Source organism: Streptomyces sp. R-07 (genome assembly GCF_049913175.1).
Classification (GTDB): domain Bacteria; phylum Actinomycetota; class Actinomycetes; order Streptomycetales; family Streptomycetaceae; genus Streptomyces.
On sequence record NZ_CP183978.1, the window covers coordinates 396,467 to 412,413 of the forward strand.

The window sequence follows — 15,947 nt, forward strand, 5'->3', positions numbered from 1 at the left end:
GGGGGCTCCAGGTCTCAGATGGCGCGGTCGCGGCCGTCGGTCGGCGAGGCCGGGACGGGCGGGACGGTCGGCAGGGGCGTGAAGGCGAGCGGCTCGGCGTGGTTGACGGGGAAGACCGTCGGCATCGTGCCGGTCGCCCGGCCGTAGGCACAGGCGACGGCGGCCATGGCGCCGGCGACCGCCAGCTCGCCCGCGCCGCCCGGCTTGTCGCCGCTCGGGGGCATCACGATGATCTCCAGCTCGGGCGGGGTGTTCCACTGCCGGGTGTAGAAGTACTGGTCCCAGCTGCCTTCGAGGAAGTGCCCGTCGCTCAGGTGGAGTCCGGACGTCAGGGTGATGGCGATGCCGTCGGCGATGCCGCCCATCATCTGGGCCTCCAGACCGCGCGGGTTCACCGCGAGGCCGACGTCGACGGCGCAGACCACCTTGGTCACGCGCGGTCCCGTGTACGCGCCCGGGATCTTCCGTCCGGTGGTCTCGGGCCGGCAGTCGATCTCGGCGAGGATCGCGACGGCGGAGTGGTACTCGGTGTGGACGGCGATGCCCTGGCCCGTGCCGGCCGGCATGCTCCGGCCCCACTCCCCCACCTCGGCGACCTTGTCGAGCACGGCGCGGGCCCGCGCGTCCTTGAGGAGCCGGCGCCGCATCGCGTACCCGTCCTGGCCCGTCTTCCGGGCCAGTTCGTCCATGACGAGTTCCTGGGCGCAGCGGACGTTGGGCGAGTAGATGTTCCGCATGGAGCCGGTGTTGAAGCCCTTGTCGGTCTCGGCGAGGAGCTGGGTCGTGACGCCGAGGTGGTACGGGCTGATCTGGGTGAGCTGGAACATCGTCTCGGAGAAGGTGGCGTCGGCGACGGGCAGCCGGGCCGCCTCCGCCGTGAGGACCTCGCCGACGCCGTGCCCGAAGTCGGTGGCCACCGAGGTGTGGCGCTGCTCGTACGTGAGGACCTCGCCGAGCGAGTACGTGGCCCGCACGCGTGAGGTGGACATCGGGTGCGTACGGCCCTGGCGGAAGTCGTCGGTACGGTGCCACATCAGCTTCACCGGCTTGCCGAGGGCCTTCGAGATCTCGGCGGCCTCGTGGGCGGCGTCGGAGAACAGCTTGCGGCCGAAGGAGCCGCCGCCCTCGGTGACATGGACGCGGACGGCGGTGGGGGGCAGGCCGAGCTTGAGGGCGATCTGCTCCTGGGCGACGATCGGGGCCTTGAGCGAGGCCCAGATCTCCGCGGAGTCCTCGCGCACGTCGGCGATCGCGCAGTTGGTCTCCAGGGCGGCGTTGCTGGCGAAGTGGAAGGTGAAGCGGGCGTCGACGGCCTTGGTGAGGAGCGGCAGCGGCGGGACCACCAGCGGGAGTTCGGCCCGGCGGAGCTTCTCCAGGACCGTGGCGTCGGAGGCGCCCTCGGCCGTGCCGGGTCCCCAGTCGACGCGGAGGGCGCGGACGGCGTCGACGCACTGGCCGAAGGTGCGGCCGCGGACGGCGACGCCGGTGGAGACGGTGACGACGTCGGTGATGCCGGGCATGGCCCGGACCTCGGCGAGGTTGGCCACGGAGCGGACCGTGCCGTTGATGGTGGGCGGCCGGCAGACCATGGTGGGCAGCGCGTCCGGGACCTGGAGGTCCATGGCGAACTTCTTGCGCCCGGTGACCGCTTCGAGGGCGTCCACCCTGCGCTGCCTGGTACCGATGACACGGAAGCTGTCCGAGTCCTTGAGCGTGACCTCGACCGCCGCGTCGGTGACGGCGGAGGCCTTCACGGCCAGTTCTCCGTAGCCGAGGAGCGCGCCGGCCGGGGAGACCACGACGCCGGCCTTCGTGGTGAGGGTGTCGACGGCCTCGCCGAGGACGAGGGAGGCGGCGTGGAGCAGCCTGCCCCGGGCGAGGGCGGCGGCGACCCGGATGGGGGTGTAGGTGGAGTAGGTGGTGTTGGAGCCGCCGGTCAGCTGGTTGAAGAGCAGCTCGGGGCGGGCGTCGGCGAGGGTGACCTCCACCTTGTCCAGGGGCAGGTCGAGCTCCTCCGCGACGATCATGGCGCTGGAGGTGGTGACGCCCTGGCCGACCTCGGCGCGGGGCAGGGCGAAGTGGGCCGTGCCGTCGGTGTCGATGCGGATGGTGATGAGGTTGCTGGTGGGCAGGGCCGCGAGCGTGAGCAGCTCGTTGAGGTCGAGGAGTTCGGCCGGCCCCGGCAGCGAGGGGATGAGGGCCGGTGCCGCGGCGGCCTGGCGCGGCGCGAGGGCCTCGGCGCCGAGCTGCGCGGCGACGGTGAGGGTGGGCGCGGCGAGCACGTACCCGAGGAACCGGCGTCGTCCGATGCCGGGTTCGCTCCCGCCGGCGGGGCTTCCGTCCCCGGTGCCGCTCGTGTGGTGGTCGTCCCGCGCGGGGTGCCGCCTCGCCATTCGGTGTGCCCTTTCGCCATGACCCCGGCGTGCTACTGCCGAGTATCCTCAGAGGCGACGATCATCGCTCATGTACGGGAGCTCCGGGAGCCGTTCGGCGTGGACGTCTTGGGGGGACACCGTGAGGCGGCTCCGTGACCCGCACGGAGTGACGCGGACAGGGTGACGCGGCCGCCGTCGTAGGGTGCCGGCATGACCGAAGCCCCGCACGTCACCGCCACCCGCCGCTCCTACGACACCGTCGCCGTCGACTACGAGCGGCTGCTCGCCGACCACTTGGCGACGACGCCCCTGGACCGGGCGGTGATCGCCGGCTTCGTGGAGAAGGTGGAGGCGGCGGGCGGGCCCCGCACCGTGGGCGACCTCGGGTGCGGGACGGGCCGGGTGACCTCCCACCTGCGGGACCTCGGCGCCGAGACCTTCGGTGTGGACCTGTCGCCGGGGATGATCGCGGTCGCCCGCGAGGCCTACCCGGGGCTGCGCTTCGAGGTGGGGTCCATGACGGCGCTCGACCTGCCCGCCGCGTCCCTCGGCGGAGTCCTCTCCTGGTACTCGACGGTGCACATGCCGGAGGACGAACTCGCCGCCTGCTTCGCTGAGTTCCACCGGGTCCTCGCGCCGGGCGGGTACGCGCTGGTCGCCTTCAAGGTGGGTGACGAGCGGGTACGTCTGGAGCGGGCGTACGGGCACGAGGTGGCCCTCGACGTGTACCGGTGGTCACCCGACCGTCTCGCGGGCCTGCTGGCCGCGGCGGGGCTGGTCGAGTCGGCCCGTCTGGTACGGGAGCCGGATCCCGGGGAGAAGACGCCGCAGGCCTTCCTCCTGGCGCGCAGGCCGCGCGACTGAGCCGGGGCGTGCGGACGAGCCGGATCGCGCGGCCGGCGCGGGTCGTACGCCCCGGCCGGGTCGCGCGGCCGTGCCCTGTCGCGCGGCCGCGGTACGGCTCCGCAGGCGGGCGCCGGGGCGGAGCCCGGCTCGGGGCCGGAGTCGGGCGCCCGAGCGGAGTTGGGCGCGGGAGATGCGGGCGCGCTGGCCGCCGCCCGCGATCAGGGCGTTGACGGACGCCATCGGGTCCCCGCCGACCGACTTGGCGAGCAGCGCGCCGAGGACCAGCGGGCCGAGGGCCACCGCGAGGGCCGTGCCGGTGGCGGTGACGTGCTGGAGGCGGCGGGTGCGCCGGGCGTCGAAGGTCATGGCCTCAGTCCATCAGCGGGCGGCGGCCGCCGTATCGGTCGGCGTACTCAGCTGCCCGTACCGCGCTACTCAGTTGTGATCACGCAGCGGCCCCTCAAGGGCTCCCGCGCGGGCTCCTCTTCGGAGATCCTCGGGGGAGCGAACGCGTCCGGGCGTTCCCGGGGCGGACTGGAGGCGGGCGACCGTGACGACGGAGACGAGCGGGTCCGGGGCGGCGGAGCAGGGCGGGCCGGCCGTCCTCGTCGTGCAGCACGAGGAGGACGCCGGTCCCGGTCTGGTCGGTGAGCACCTCGTACGGACGGGGCTCCGCCTCGACGTGATCCGCGCCTGGCGGGGCGAGGCGCTCCCGGGGACCCTGGGCGGCCACGCGGGGCTGCTGGTCCTCGGCGGCGCCGTCAACTGCGAGGACGACGAGGCCGCGCCGTGGCTGCCCGCGGTCCGCGCGCTCGTCCGCGAGGCCGTGGCCGGGGAGGTGCCGCTGCTCGGGATATGTCTGGGCGGCCAGATCGTCGCCCACTCCCTGGGCGGTTCGGTGTCGCTGCGGGGCCAGGGGCCCGAGGTGGGTGCCGTGCCGCTGCGCAGGCTGCCGGCCGCCGCGGGCGACCCGGTGTTCGGCGGGGTGCCGGACGGTGCCCCGGCGGCGCAGTGGCACTGGGACGAGGTCGACCGCCTGCCGGCCGGTGCCGTGCCGGTGCTGACCGGCGACGACTGCCCGTACCAGGCCTTCCGGGTCGGGAGCGCGTGCTGGGCGGTGCAGTTCCACCCCGAGGCGGGCGCGGACACGGTCGCGGCGTGGGCGGCCGGGGACGAGGCGCAGCTGCGCTCGGCGGGCGGCGATCCCGATGCCGCGGTGGCGTCGGTGCGGGAGGCCGAGCCGGAGCTCCGCGCGCTCTGGGGAGCGGTGTCCGAGGCGTGGGGCACGGTCGTCCGCGCCCACGCGGACGCGCGGGGCGTCCGCGACCCGGCTCCCGCCGTGCCCGACGCGTACCGTACGAGCACACGCACGTGAACGAAGGAGCCTCACCGCCATGGCCGACTACCGGATCGAGACCGTCCGCACCGGATACCGGAACTGGACCGCCCGAAACGACCGGGGCGCGGAGGTCCGGATGGCCGCCGCCGACGACGCGGACGCGCAGCCCTCGTTCACGCCGGTCGAGTTGCTGCTCGCGGCGATGGGCGGCTGTGGCGGTCTCGTCGTCGACCGGACGGCCCGGGCCGTGGACCACGACGACCTGCGGATCGTCGTGGAGTCGGTGTCGGGGCCCGAGGACGACGGCCGGGTGGGCCGGATCCGGGTGAGCTACGAGTTCGACCTGCCGGACAACAACCCGAAGGCGGCGGAGGTGTTCGCGCGTGGGGTGCGCCTGACGCACGAGAAGTTCTGCACGGTGAGCCGGACCGTGGAGCACGGCGCGCGCGTGGAGGCGATCCTGCCGGACGGCACGGTCGGCTTCGAGGGCTGAACCCCCGCCCCGCGGGGCGGCGGTGTCACTCCTCGATCGCGCCGCCGATCCGGCGCAGGTGCCGGCGGAAGCTGTACGAGGGGTCCTCGGCGCGGCGCGCGAGGTACTCGTCGAACCGGGTCTGCGTGCGCAGGGTCTCCCCCGCCCTGATCCGGCGGGCCTGTTCCCGCTCGGTGCGGAAGAGGGCGCGGGCGGCTTCGAGGACGGCGTCCGCGCGGTCGGCCGCCACGAAGAGCACGCCGTCGTCGTCTCCGAACACCACGTCGGCGGCGGTCACCTCGTGGTCGCCGAACCGCGCGGTGGTCAGCGCGTCGGGGTCGCGGTCGTCGAGGCGTACGGGGCCGGGCGCGTGGCGTCCGTACGAGAAGACGGGCAGTCCGATCTCGACGAGGTCCGGGGTGTCCCGGTGCAGTCCCCAGACGACGAGCCCGGCGACGCCCGCCGCCTCGGCCTCCAGGACGGCGAGGTCGCCGACGCAGGCCTCGTCGCGGCGGCCCTCGTTGTCGATGACGAGGACGTCCCCGGGTGCGGCGTGGGTGAAGGCCTCCAGGAAGACGTCGACGCTCCCGTAGTGGCGGGCGGGCAGCACCCGGCCGGCGACGCGCTGCCCGGCGACGACGGGCAGGATCCCGGCGGGCGCGGCGCGCAACGGCTCCCCGAGCCGTACACAGGCGTCGGCGATCAGCGGCGTGGAGAGGTCGGCGAATTCCTTGAGCATCTGGCGTTCCGATCCGTCCGTGGCGGGTGCGGTGGGCTGAGCTGAGCGCGATGCTATGTGACGTGTCCCGGCGTCCGGGGGCGCGGTGCGGACGCATGAGTGCGGGCCCTCCGGGCAGGCGCCCACCAGTGAAGCGTGGCGCCGGGCTGCGAGGCGAGACGAATCATGACCGAAAAGAAGATCATCACGGTGATCGGGGCGACCGGCAGCCAGGGAGGCTCACTCGTGCGGGCCGTCCTGGCCGAAGAGGACCGGGAATTCGCGGTACGCGCCGTCACCCGCCACCCCGAAGGTGAGGCCGCCCAGGAGCTGGGGCGCATCGGCGTCACCGACATCGTCCAGGCCGACATGGACGACCCTCCCAGCCTCGCCCCGGCCTTCGAGCACGCCTACGCCGCCTACCTGGTCACCCCCTTCTGGGAGCACATGTCCGCCGAACGGGAGAAGACCCAGGCGCTGGCACTGGCCAGGGCCGCCTCCCACGCGGGCGTCCAGCACGCGATCTGGTCCACCCTGGAGGACACGCGCGCGTGCATCCCGCTCGACGACGACCGGATGCCCACGCTCCAGGGCAGCTACAAGGTGCCCCACTTCGACGGCAAGGCCGAGGCCGACCGGTACTTCACCGAGGAAGGCGTCCCGACGACCTACCTGCGCACCACCTTCTACTGGGAGAACCTGTTCGGCCCCTTCGCTCCCCAGCGCGGCGAGGACGGTGCTCTCCAGCTGGTCTTCCCGATGGGTGAACGCCGGCTCTCCGGCATCGCCGTCGCGGACATCGGCAGGACCGCGCTGGCCGTCCTCCGGCGCGGTACGGACCTGATCGGGGCCACGGTGAGCATCGCCGGAGAGCACCTCAAGGTCGCCGACATGGCGGCCGCGATCAGCGAGGTCCTCGGCGAACCGGTCCGGTACCGGCCGCTGACGCCGGACGAGTTCCGGGCGCAGGGATTCCCCGGGGCCGACGAGACGGGGAACATGTTCCAGTACTACGCCGACTGCGAGCAGCGGGTCACCGCCGCCCGCGATCTCGACGCGGTGCGCGAGCTCAACCCCGCACTGCAGTCCTTCGCCACCTGGCTCGCGGCCCACCACGAGCGCCTGCGCACCGTCTGGCCCTGATCCGCCCGGTGCGGGAACCGGGCCGTACATGGAGGACCGGGAAGCGGGAAGGCGCGAAGCGTGACACCACGAGGGAAGCGGACGACGGGGCGGCGGAACAGCACGGTCAGCCGGCCGGAGAAGCTGCTCTTCGCGGAGGACGGCATCACCAAGGCCGACCTCGCCGGGTACTACCGGACCGTCGCCACGCGGATGCTGCCGCACCTGCGCGGCCGGCCCCTGATGATGGAGCGGCACCCGGACGGCATCGGCGGCGAGGGCTTCCTGCAGAAGGAGATCCCCGGGCACTTTCCCGACTGGGTCCACCGCGCCGAGCTGCCCAAGGAGGGCGGCACCGTCACGTACGTCCTGTGCGACGACACGGCCACCCTGGTCCTCCTCGCCGACCAGGGCTGCGTCACGCCGCACCGCTGGCTGTCCAGGGCCGACCGGCCGGACCGGCCGGACCGGCTGGTCTTCGACCTCGACCCGTCCGGCGAGGACTTCACCCCGGTACGGGAGGCCGCGCGCGGCCTCCACGGGCTGCTCGACGAGCTGGAACTGCCGTCCCTGCCGATGACCACCGGTTCGCGCGGTCTGCACGTCCTCGTCCCGCTGGACCGGCGTGCGTCCTTCGACGACGTCCGCGCCTTCGCCTCCGACATCGCCGCCGTACTCGCCGGCCGTCATCCCGACCGGTTCACCACCGAGGTGCGCAAGAAGGCGAGGGCGGGGCGGCTGTACCTGGACGTCCAGCGCAATGCGTACGGGCAGACCGCCGTCGCGCCGTACGCGGTACGGGCTCGCGCCGGTGCGCCCGTCGCGGCCCCGCTCGCCTGGGACGACCTGGAGGATCCGGGGCTCGGCTCCCGCCGGTGGACCCTCGCCGACGCGGACCGGCTCGTCGAGGACGACCCGTGGAGCCCCGCGCCGCGGCCCCGCTCCCTCAAGGCGGCCGCGGACCGTCTCCGCCGCCTGCGAACCTGATCGGCGCCGAACCCCGGGAGGTGCCCATGACCGCGAGGCAGACCGTGGCGACGTACCGTCGCCGGCGCGACTTCTCCAGGACGACCGAACCGAGGGGCGCCACCCGCGGCACGACGGGAGACCGGCCCTGCTTCGTCGTGCAGATCCATGAGGCGAGCGCCATGCACTTCGACTTCCGTCTCGAAGTGGACGGGGTGCTGAGGTCCTGGGCCGTCCCGAAGGGGCCGTCCTCCGACCCGCACGACCGACGGCTCGCGATGCCGACCGAGGACCATCCGCTGGAGTACCGGGAGTTCGAGGGGGTGATCGCGGCGGGCGAGTACGGTGCGGGCACCGTGATCGTCTGGGACGAGGGCACGTACCGCAACCTGTCCACCGACCGCCACGACCGTCCGGTCCCGATCGGCGACGCCCTGGACCACGGCCACGCCTCGTTCTGGCTCGACGGCCGGAAGCTGCGCGGAGGGTACTCGCTCACCCGCATCCGCACCGACCCCGACGACGGAGACCGGGAGGCATGGCTGCTGGTCAAGCACGCCGACCCGCGGGCCCGCACCGACGGCGCCCCGGACCCGAGGCGGGCCCGCTCGGCCCGCAGCGGCCACACGCTCGGCCAGGTCGCCGCGTCCGGGGACGGCGGGTCGTGAGCGGCCCGCCCGGCCCCATGGACGCGGTCGGCCGCCGGCGCGCGAGACGGTGCCGTGGCGGCCGCCCGGCTCAGTCGAGCCAGAGCTCGCGGACCCGGTGCACCGGGTCCGTGGCGATCCGGGGCTCGGCGTCCCAGATCTTCGTGGCGCGCTCCGCCGAGGTGTAGCGCGGCCAGTCGGCGCCCGGGTCCTGGTCGGTGACGAAGGCGACCCACGCCCGGTGCAGGGCGTCGGCGAGCGCGCGCGGCGGTTCGTCGCCGGCGACGGCCGCGACTCCTTCGGCGTCGAGGACGTCGAAGGCGAAGGGCAGGTCCAGGCAGTGGAAGGCGAGGCCGAGGGCCGGCGAGCGCCAGCGGAACTCGTAGAACCAGGTGGGGCGTTCCCGTGCGGCGCGGGCGTCCGCGACGGCGAGGTTCGGGGCGCGGAAGACTGTGTCCGTCAGCGCCTGTCCGAAGAACCGCTCCGCACCGGCCGCCGCGTACGTCTCGGTGAAGGCGTCGGTCCTGTCGGGGGCCAGGCCGAGGCCTCCGAGGAGTACGGGCAGCGGCGGGCCCTCGGGGCCGGGACCCGGGATCATCGTGAACTCGTCCTCGGTGAAGCCGAGCATCAGCGGCACGTCGGCGCCCGCCTCGCCCGTCGTCAGGGCGTCCAGGACGGGTACGGGGATCAGCTCGCCGTCGGCGAAGGGGGCGAGGGCCAGCATCGGCGGCAGGCCCTCGCGGTCCGGGCCGGGTGCGGACATGCGGTCCTGGAGGTCGAGGAGTTCGTCGTCGGTCAGGTCGCGCAGGGCGGCGACGGTGGCCGGGACGCCGGTACGGGAGGTGAACAGCCGGGCCGCGGCGCGGGCGACCTCGGGGCCGTCGGGCCGCATGACGGCACCGGAGACGGAGAGCGCGCCCCGGAACAGGCCCTGGGCGGCGGGGACGGCGAGCAGCGTCTGCACGGCGCCGCCGCCCGCGGACTGACCGGCGATCGTCACCTTCGCCGGGTCACCGCCGAACGCCGTGATGTTGTCCCGCACCCACTCCAGGGCCGCGATCCAGTCCCGTACCCCGCGGTTGTCCGGAGCACCCTCCAGATGCAGGAAACCCTCGATGCCGAGCCGGTAGCCCACCGACACCAGGACCACACCGTCCCGGTTGAACGCCGCCCCGTCGTACCAAGGGCTCGCCGCCGAACCCGCCACATACCCGCCGCCATGGATCCACACCAGGACCGGCAGACCGGCCTCCGGGTCCGCCGCCGGCGTGAACACGTTCAGGTTCAGCACCCCCGCACCCGGGATCGACGGCTCCGGGATCGTCGTCACCTCCGAGAACGGACGCCGCTGCGCCGTCGGCCCGTACGCCGTCGCCTCCAGCACCTCCGTCCACGGCTCCGGCGGCACCGGAGCCGCGAACCGCAGCTCTCCGACCGGCGGCTGCGCGTACGGAACACCCAGGAAACGCAGGCTCCCGTCCGCACGGCGCTCGCCGCGCACGGGTCCTCGGGCAGTGGTGACGGTGGTGCTCATGGGGTGCTGCTCCTTCTGCGCGGGCACACGAGGCCGGAGAACGAGCCTGTCACCACCCACTTACACGTGTCAATTCCTCGCCCGTCCGACCACCGGACACGGCACCAGGGGCCCCGCCCCGGCCCCTAGACTCGGAGGCTCGAAGGCTCGGGAAGGATCCGCAGGTCCAGGGGGAGGGCGGCCGGCGATGTGGTGGAACCTCAATGCCGTGGCGGGGGTGCTGATCGTCGTGCTCCCGGTGGGGCTCGTGACGGCCGGGCTGGTCTGGAAGGGCCGGGCCGTGCGGCCGTTCGCCGCTTCCCGGGCGCGGTCCGTCGCCCAGCGGGAGTACGCCCGGGACCTCCAGCGGGCGGCAGACCAGGTGATCGCGACGGCCCGCCGGTCCGCCGGTGAGGGCGAGCCGGCGATCGTCACCGTGGAGGCGGTGAGGCGGATGACCGAGGAGCGCTACGGCTACGACGGAGTGGAGCGCCGACACGCGGCGGCGGCGCTGCGTCGCCGGTTCGAGCACGGGAGATGCGCCACGGACTGCGTCACCGACGCGTACGGCTAGGGCTCTCGGGCCACGCGGTGGATGCCCCCGCCCTCGGCGAGGCGCGCTGGACGACCAGGACCGAGCCCCGGCGGCGCCCTCGGCAGCCGACATCAGACGCATCGTCAACTCTCGGCCAGAGAACCCGAATTGGCTTCTTCTTGCCTGTCTCACGAGCCCCCTCGGGCGCTTAATGGTGCTCCCGCCTGCGCAGGCGGGAGTGACGAGAGACGGGGGAGCCCATGGAGTTCACGGGAAACGCCGGGGCGCCACCGCCCGAGCCCCCTCTGCTGCCGCCGGATCCCCGCAGGGGAGGCACTCTGGTGCTGCGCGTCAGCCGCAGGATGCTGTGGATGGGTTCGGCGGCCTTCCCCCTGCACAACATCACCCGGGTCGAGGCCTTCAAGCTCAAGCCCGACCGGGGCGCGGCACTTCTCCGCTTCCTGAAGTGGCTCATCGGTCTCGCGCTGCTCTTCGCGGCGATCAACTTCGTGAACGGGGAGGACACGAGCGTCGGGGAGAGCGGCAGCCCTCTGTTCATCGTGGTGCTGATCGGCCTGGCCGTCTTCCTCCTCAAGGAGCTGTTCGAGCCGGCGAAGCCGGTGCTGGCCGTCGAGACGGCCAGTGGCTCCGCGGTGATCGTGACCCTGCCGAACATGGAGGAGCTGCGGCAGATCGCCGGCCGGATCGCGTACGCGATCGACAACCCGGACACCGAGTTCACCACGGTCGTGAACCAGTTCAACAACACCCATCACAACGGCCCCGTGGTCAACATGCACGGGGGCCAGGGAAACACGGGGATCAGGCTGTGAGCGACGCGTCGAACTACTACGGTCCCGTGGTCAACATGCACGGCGGCCATCACAACATCGGCATCAACCACGGCACCGCCGACGGCGCCCAGGACGACGAACTCCGGGTCGCCGTCGAGGAACTGACCCGCCTGCTCGGGCAACTCCGCGGCCACCTCACGCCGCAGCAGGACCGGGCCGTCGAAGAGGCCCTGCCGGAGCTCACCCCCGACCGCGCCGCCCTCCGCCGGCACGGTCTCGTCCTGGCGTCCGTCGCGCAGATCGCCGCCGCGGTGGGCACCGTGGGCCAGCCCGTCGTGGACGCGGTGGGGCGGGTCATCGCACTCCTGAGCGGGACGACTTAGCCCGGGCGCCGTCGACGCATGCGGCGGCGTGGGCCCGCGCCCGCCTCGGGTGATGTGGTGCCGGTCCGCCGGTGGGCTGGGAGACCGTCAGGAGGACGACGGCACGGCGTAGTTCGTGAAGCCCAACCAGTCGAGGGCCACGCAGGGTTCGTCGCCGAGGACCCAGGCGTCGTGTCCGGGCTTGACCTCCATGTAGTCGCCCGCGCCGAACTCGGTCGTCTCGCCGTCGTCCATGACGACCTTCATCCGGCCGCTGACCACGTATCCGACGTGCGAGGCCTGACAACTGTCGGTGCCGGCGATGGGCTTGACGTGCTTGGACCATTGCCAGCCCGGCTCGAAGACGGCTCGGCCCACCGAGCCACCGTCGCCGATGAGCAGGTCGAGCCTGCCCTTGCCGTCCTCGAAGGGACGCGTCTCGTCCGCTGAGTCGAAGCTCTTTCGTACGATGCCGGCCATCGTGCACTCCCGGCGGTGGGAAAGTCCGGTCCCCGAGTCCACTTCCAGGCTACGCCGGGGCGGCTCGCGCCACCGCGTGGAGCGGCACGGCAGGGCGACACGCATATCGATACGACGAGCGGTCCAGCTGTGCATTGAATTTTTGTTGAACAGCAGTCGATCTTGGAGGAGCTTTGTGCGCTTTGGCTGATACCTGCACATCCGCGGCCCCTTTTCTGTGCAGATCCCTTATCGGTCAGACCTACACATAAAGGCCATATAAGCGCACAATGAAGCAGCGGCGTGATTGCCGCGATGCGGCCTGACATGCATGACGCCAGAAGGAGGCGAGTCACATGGCCGACGTCTCTCACCGTCACGGTGATATCGCGGGACACCCCGACGCGTCGGAAATGCGGGACCGATATGCCCGTATGCTCCAGACCCGAGGTGTCGCGGCTGTCGAGGAACTCGTGATCCTCGCCGGTGTGTACGCCGCGATCTCCGCCTGGACGGTCCACTTCTCCGCCGCCCGACCGGAACTCGCCATCAGCAACCTGATCGTCGGCATCTCCCTCGCGGTGCTCGGTCTGTGCATGTCGATGGCTCCGGAGCGGTCGCAGGACCTGAACTTCGTCGTCCTGCTCCTGGGCGCGTGGCTGATCGTCGCGCCGTGGGTGGTCTCGCGGAACCCCGACACCGGCACGATCCTCAGCAACGTGATCACCGGTGCGTGCGTCTGCCTGTTCTCCCTGACGGCCGGCGGACTGCTCATGACCAAGCGAAGGACGTGACGTTCTGATCCTCCGACTCGCAGACCCTCGTTGATCCTCTCCCGGAACGGCGGCACCTCCCCTCACGGATGTGCCGCCGTTCACCGCGTTCCGTGTGTGAACGGCAACCACCTGGTAACGAATTGACCCGCACGGTTTCAGCCACATAAGTTCTGCGTAAAGCTTGCTCCACGGGGGCAGGATCCCGCTCGCATACCCAGTCCTTGGGGGGACAAAGTGAACTGGTACCTCGACGTTCTCAAGAAGTACGCGGTGTTCAGCGGCCGGGCGCGCCGCAAGGAATTCTGGATGTTCTACCTGTTCAACGTGATCGCGCTGATCGTCCTCGCGGTCGTTGACTCGGCGATCGGCACCTACCCGCTGCTGACGGGAATCTACTTCCTGGCCGTGCTCCTGCCGTACCTGGGCGTGGCCGTCCGCCGCCTGCACGACACCGGCCGCTCCGGCTGGGCGCTCCTCTTCGGACTGATTCCGCTGGTCGGCGGCATCATCCTCATCGTCTTCCTCGCCACCGAGGGCGAGCAGCACCAGAACGCGCACGGCCCGAACCCGAAGCTGGCCCCGGCCTACTAAAGGTCCACGCCCGTTCGAAGGTCCGTGCTCCTTCGAAGGTCCCGCGCTCGTTCGCCGAAACCCCCGGAAGTTCCACTTCCGGGGGTTTCGCGCATCCGTGGAGCCCTGCATAGAGCCAGTACGGAGCGATGGGCAGCGCCGCCTTGTGCACGGTGGCGCAGGCCCCGGCCCCGTCGCCCCGCCTAGCCTCGCCGCAACAGCACGAACGAGGGGCGGTACCACCGGTGAACTGGCACATCCACGACTACCGCGAGAGCGATCTCGCCGCCGTCGTCCATCTGATCGACACCACCGCCGAGCTCGGGCAGGAGTCCGTGTTCTCGCTCGCCGAGTGCATCGGCGCCCTCACCTCCCGTCAGCCGGCCGTGGTCGCCGTGCACCAGGGCGCCCCCATCGGGGCGGCGCTCGCCTGCGTCTCCGGCGAGCGGGCCTGGGTCATGCGGATCGCGATCTGCTCGGCGTGGCGGGGCCGCGGCCTCGCCAGCGCCCTGCTCGTGGAGCTGGAGCGGCGGCTCGTCGCGGCCCGCGTCGGACGCATCGCGTACGTCCTGCCGGAGGAGGAGCTCCTCGGCGAAGGCCTCCTCAACGCCGGGTACACGCGCCAGCCGGCCGTCGCGTACTTCGAGAAGGTGGAGCCGCTGCACGGCCCCGCCGCCGGGCTCCTCGACGACCTGGGCGGCCGCCTGCTGCCGGGCGACCTGTGGGCGAAGGTCGCCGGCATGGAGCGGGAGAAGGACCTGATCGAGCGTCGGGTGGTGCTGCCGCTTGCCGAGCCGGAGCGGGCCACCCGGCACGGGGTGCGGCCGCCGCGGGCGGTCTGTCTGTTCGGCCCGCCCGGCACCGGCAAGACGACGTTCGCGCGCGGCATCGCCTCCCGGCTCGGCTGGCCGTTCGTGGAGATCCTGCCCTCCCGCCTCGCCGACGAGGGGAACCTCGCCGCGGCCCTGCGGTCGGCGTTCGCGCGGATCGCGGAGCTGGAGCGGGTCCTCGTCTTCATCGACGAGGTCGAGGAGATCGCCCCGGTGCGCCAGGAGCCCGCGCAGCCCGGCGGCATGCACGGCGTGACGAACGAACTCCTGAAGCTGATACCGGGTTTCCGGGAGCGGGACGAGCGGCTGCTCGTCTGCGCGACCAACTCGATCCGCTCCCTCGACCCGGCGTTCCTGCGCCCCGGCCGGTTCGACTACCTCATCCCGATCGGTACGCCGGACAAGGCGGCGCGGGCGGCGATCTGGTCCCGCTACACCGACGGGCGGCCGGACGTCGACATCGACGAACTGGTGCTCGCGAGCGAGCTGTTCACGCCCGCCGACATCGAGCACGCGGCCCGGATCGCCGCCCAGGCCTCCTTCGAGCGGGACCTGGTCGCGGTCGGCGGGCGCGGTGGCAACGATCCGGTGCCCGGGGCGAGCACGGGGGACTATCTGGAGGCCATCGCCGAGTGCCGGCCGACGGTCACCCCGGCGATGGTCGAGCAGTTCGCCTCGGACATCACGACGCACGCCCGGACCTGAGGGCGAACTCCTCGCGGGCCGCGTCCAGTTCGGAGCGGTCGGGCGGCAGGGCCCCGGCCCGGGAGACGGTGACGGCCGCCGCGGCGCCCGCCCTTCGCAGCAGTCCCGCGAGGTGCTGGGCGCCGAGCCCGTCGAGGGCGTCCCGCCCCCGCTCGGCGAGGGCGTCGAGGACGGCCGACATGAAGGAGTCGCCCGCGCCGACGGTGTCGACGACGGTGACGGGCGGCGCGTCCGCGGTGACCGCCTCCCGCCGGGTGACGGCGAGCGAGCCGGCCGCGCCCCGGGTGACGAGGACGACGGCCGGGCCGAGGGCGAGCCAGCGGGCGGCGACCGCCTGCGGGCTCTCCCCCGGGTACAGCCAGCCGAGGTCCTCGTCGCTCGCCTTCACCAGGTCGCTCAGCGCGACGCAGCGCTCGACGCGGGCCACGGCCTCTCCGTGCTCCCCCATCAGTTCGGGCCGCACGTTGGGGTCGTAGCTGACCGTGGCCCGGTCGCGGAGCCGCTCGACCTCCGCGAGGACGGTGGCCGCGCCGGGAGCGGTGACGGCGGCGATGGAGCCGATGTGCACGTGCGTGGGCTCCTCGGCGGCCGGTGCCCCGGTCTCCAGCGTCCAGGCGATGTCGAAGGTGTACGTGGCCCGGCCCTCCGCGTCGAGCCCGACGACCGCCGACGGGGTGCGTGCGGGGACCCCGCCGATCTCCACCCGCACGCCCGCGCCCTTCAGGTGGTCCGCGATCAGCCGCCCGCCGGGGTCGTCGGCGAGCTGGGTGAGCAGGGTGACGTCCCGGCCCAGGCGGGCGAGACCGTACGCGACGTTGGCGGGGCTGCCGCCCGGGTGGACGCGGTCGGCGGCGCCGGATCCGGCGGGGGCGCGGACGATGTCGGCGACGCACTCGCCGATCACCAGGAAGGACATGG

17 protein-coding genes are annotated in these 15,947 nt (G+C 72.8%); 12 read left to right on the forward strand and 5 right to left on the reverse strand.

The window, feature by feature from the left end:
* Positions 1 to 14: 14 nt before the first annotated feature.
* Positions 15 to 2,393 (reverse strand): molybdopterin cofactor-binding domain-containing protein, encoded by a 2,379-nt coding sequence (locus tag ACN9M0_RS02055; protein ID WP_426402997.1) that lies wholly within the window; start codon positions 2,391 to 2,393, stop codon positions 15 to 17.
* A 192-nt stretch (positions 2,394 to 2,585) separates the two neighbouring features.
* On the opposite strand from ACN9M0_RS02055, the gene ACN9M0_RS02060 reads away from it, so the two are divergent.
* The 3 genes from ACN9M0_RS02060 (at position 2,586) to ACN9M0_RS02070 (ending at position 5,053) form a co-directional block, all read left to right on the forward strand.
* On the forward strand, positions 2,586 to 3,239 hold the full coding sequence (locus tag ACN9M0_RS02060; RefSeq protein WP_366037814.1) for a class I SAM-dependent methyltransferase: 654 nt from the start codon (positions 2,586 to 2,588) through the stop codon (positions 3,237 to 3,239).
* A 532-nt stretch (positions 3,240 to 3,771) separates the two neighbouring features.
* A complete protein-coding gene (locus tag ACN9M0_RS02065; protein WP_366038329.1) occupies positions 3,772 to 4,596 on the forward strand; it encodes a type 1 glutamine amidotransferase in 825 nt (274 codons plus the stop codon).
* Between the two features lie 19 nt (positions 4,597 to 4,615).
* Positions 4,616 to 5,053, forward strand: a complete 438-nt coding sequence (locus ACN9M0_RS02070) for an OsmC family protein (RefSeq protein ID WP_030689015.1) — start codon at positions 4,616 to 4,618, stop codon at positions 5,051 to 5,053.
* Between the two features lie 25 nt (positions 5,054 to 5,078).
* Here ACN9M0_RS02070 and ACN9M0_RS02075 read toward each other — a convergent pair whose 3' ends face one another.
* A complete protein-coding gene (locus ACN9M0_RS02075) occupies positions 5,079 to 5,771 on the reverse strand; it encodes an RraA family protein (protein ID WP_366038327.1) in 693 nt (230 codons plus the stop codon).
* A gap of 165 nt (positions 5,772 to 5,936) precedes the next feature.
* Here ACN9M0_RS02075 and ACN9M0_RS02080 point away from each other — a divergent pair, with 165 nt between their 5' ends.
* From ACN9M0_RS02080 to ACN9M0_RS02090, 3 genes are read left to right on the forward strand one after another with little or no spacing between them, the layout of a single operon-like run.
* Positions 5,937 to 6,893 carry an NmrA/HSCARG family protein gene (locus ACN9M0_RS02080; protein ID WP_426402998.1) on the forward strand — a complete coding sequence of 319 codons (957 nt, stop codon included), beginning with the start codon at positions 5,937 to 5,939 and terminating at the stop codon, positions 6,891 to 6,893.
* Positions 6,894 to 6,953: 60 nt separating this feature from the next.
* A complete protein-coding gene (ligD, locus tag ACN9M0_RS02085; RefSeq protein WP_426402999.1) occupies positions 6,954 to 7,859 on the forward strand; it encodes a non-homologous end-joining DNA ligase in 906 nt (301 codons plus the stop codon).
* 26 nt (positions 7,860 to 7,885) lie between these two features.
* On the forward strand, positions 7,886 to 8,506 hold the full coding sequence (locus ACN9M0_RS02090) for a DNA polymerase ligase N-terminal domain-containing protein (RefSeq protein ID WP_426403000.1): 621 nt from the start codon (positions 7,886 to 7,888) through the stop codon (positions 8,504 to 8,506).
* A gap of 70 nt (positions 8,507 to 8,576) precedes the next feature.
* Here the strand turns inward: ACN9M0_RS02090 and ACN9M0_RS02095 are convergent, their stop codons facing one another.
* A complete protein-coding gene (locus ACN9M0_RS02095; protein ID WP_426403001.1) occupies positions 8,577 to 10,019 on the reverse strand; it encodes a carboxylesterase/lipase family protein in 1,443 nt (480 codons plus the stop codon).
* Positions 10,020 to 10,206: 187 nt separating this feature from the next.
* Here ACN9M0_RS02095 and ACN9M0_RS02100 point away from each other — a divergent pair, with 187 nt between their 5' ends.
* From ACN9M0_RS02100 to ACN9M0_RS02110, 3 genes are all read left to right on the forward strand, one after another.
* A complete protein-coding gene (locus ACN9M0_RS02100; RefSeq protein WP_366038321.1) occupies positions 10,207 to 10,572 on the forward strand; it encodes a hypothetical protein in 366 nt (121 codons plus the stop codon).
* 302 nt (positions 10,573 to 10,874) lie between these two features.
* A complete protein-coding gene (locus ACN9M0_RS02105) occupies positions 10,875 to 11,366 on the forward strand; it encodes a DUF6232 family protein (protein ID WP_366038320.1) in 492 nt (163 codons plus the stop codon).
* A complete protein-coding gene (locus ACN9M0_RS02110) occupies positions 11,363 to 11,710 on the forward strand; it encodes a hypothetical protein (RefSeq protein ID WP_399695313.1) in 348 nt (115 codons plus the stop codon). Before ACN9M0_RS02105 ends, ACN9M0_RS02110 begins: the two co-directional genes overlap by 4 nt.
* An 87-nt stretch (positions 11,711 to 11,797) precedes the next feature.
* Here the strand turns inward: ACN9M0_RS02110 and ACN9M0_RS02115 are convergent, their stop codons facing one another.
* Positions 11,798 to 12,169: a cupin domain-containing protein gene (locus ACN9M0_RS02115; protein WP_366038317.1), complete on the reverse strand. Its 372-nt coding sequence runs from the start codon at positions 12,167 to 12,169 to the stop codon at positions 11,798 to 11,800.
* 413 nt (positions 12,170 to 12,582) lie between these two features.
* Here ACN9M0_RS02115 and ACN9M0_RS02120 point away from each other — a divergent pair, with 413 nt between their 5' ends.
* From ACN9M0_RS02120 to ACN9M0_RS02130, 3 genes are all read left to right on the forward strand, one after another.
* The gene (locus ACN9M0_RS02120; RefSeq protein ID WP_366038316.1) at positions 12,583 to 12,942 is read left to right on the forward strand and encodes an SPW repeat protein; all 360 of its coding nucleotides are present in this window, start codon (positions 12,583 to 12,585) and stop codon (positions 12,940 to 12,942) included.
* A gap of 216 nt (positions 12,943 to 13,158) precedes the next feature.
* Positions 13,159 to 13,515, forward strand: a complete 357-nt coding sequence (locus ACN9M0_RS02125; protein WP_366038315.1) for a DUF805 domain-containing protein — start codon at positions 13,159 to 13,161, stop codon at positions 13,513 to 13,515.
* A gap of 224 nt (positions 13,516 to 13,739) precedes the next feature.
* Positions 13,740 to 15,029, forward strand: coding sequence for an ATP-binding protein (locus ACN9M0_RS02130; RefSeq protein WP_426403002.1), 1,290 nt, complete (start codon positions 13,740 to 13,742; stop codon positions 15,027 to 15,029).
* Here ACN9M0_RS02130 and ACN9M0_RS02135 read toward each other — a convergent pair.
* On the reverse strand, positions 15,007 to 15,945 hold the full coding sequence (locus ACN9M0_RS02135) for a carbohydrate kinase (RefSeq protein WP_399695317.1): 939 nt from the start codon (positions 15,943 to 15,945) through the stop codon (positions 15,007 to 15,009). The genes ACN9M0_RS02130 and ACN9M0_RS02135 overlap by 23 nt on opposite strands.
* Between the last annotated feature and the right edge of the window lie 2 nt (positions 15,946 to 15,947).

Coding starts and splice junctions, on each gene's coding strand:
- ACN9M0_RS02075 (WP_366038327.1), bottom strand. CDS start 5,771: ATGCTCAAGGAATTCGCCGACCTCTCCACGCCGCTGATCGCCGACGCC.
- ACN9M0_RS02055 (WP_426402997.1), bottom strand. CDS start 2,393: ATGGCGAGGCGGCACCCCGCGCGGGACGACCACCACACGAGCGGCACC.
- ACN9M0_RS02100 (WP_366038321.1), top strand. CDS start 10,207: ATGTGGTGGAACCTCAATGCCGTGGCGGGGGTGCTGATCGTCGTGCTC.
- ACN9M0_RS02120 (WP_366038316.1), top strand. CDS start 12,583: ATGCTCCAGACCCGAGGTGTCGCGGCTGTCGAGGAACTCGTGATCCTC.
- ACN9M0_RS02080 (WP_426402998.1), top strand. CDS start 5,937: ATGACCGAAAAGAAGATCATCACGGTGATCGGGGCGACCGGCAGCCAG.
- ACN9M0_RS02095 (WP_426403001.1), bottom strand. CDS start 10,019: ATGAGCACCACCGTCACCACTGCCCGAGGACCCGTGCGCGGCGAGCGC.
- ACN9M0_RS02115 (WP_366038317.1), bottom strand. CDS start 12,169: ATGGCCGGCATCGTACGAAAGAGCTTCGACTCAGCGGACGAGACGCGT.
- ACN9M0_RS02060 (WP_366037814.1), top strand. CDS start 2,586: ATGACCGAAGCCCCGCACGTCACCGCCACCCGCCGCTCCTACGACACC.
- ACN9M0_RS02090 (WP_426403000.1), top strand. CDS start 7,886: ATGACCGCGAGGCAGACCGTGGCGACGTACCGTCGCCGGCGCGACTTC.
- ACN9M0_RS02070 (WP_030689015.1), top strand. CDS start 4,616: ATGGCCGACTACCGGATCGAGACCGTCCGCACCGGATACCGGAACTGG.
- ACN9M0_RS02135 (WP_399695317.1), bottom strand. CDS start 15,945: ATGTCCTTCCTGGTGATCGGCGAGTGCGTCGCCGACATCGTCCGCGCC.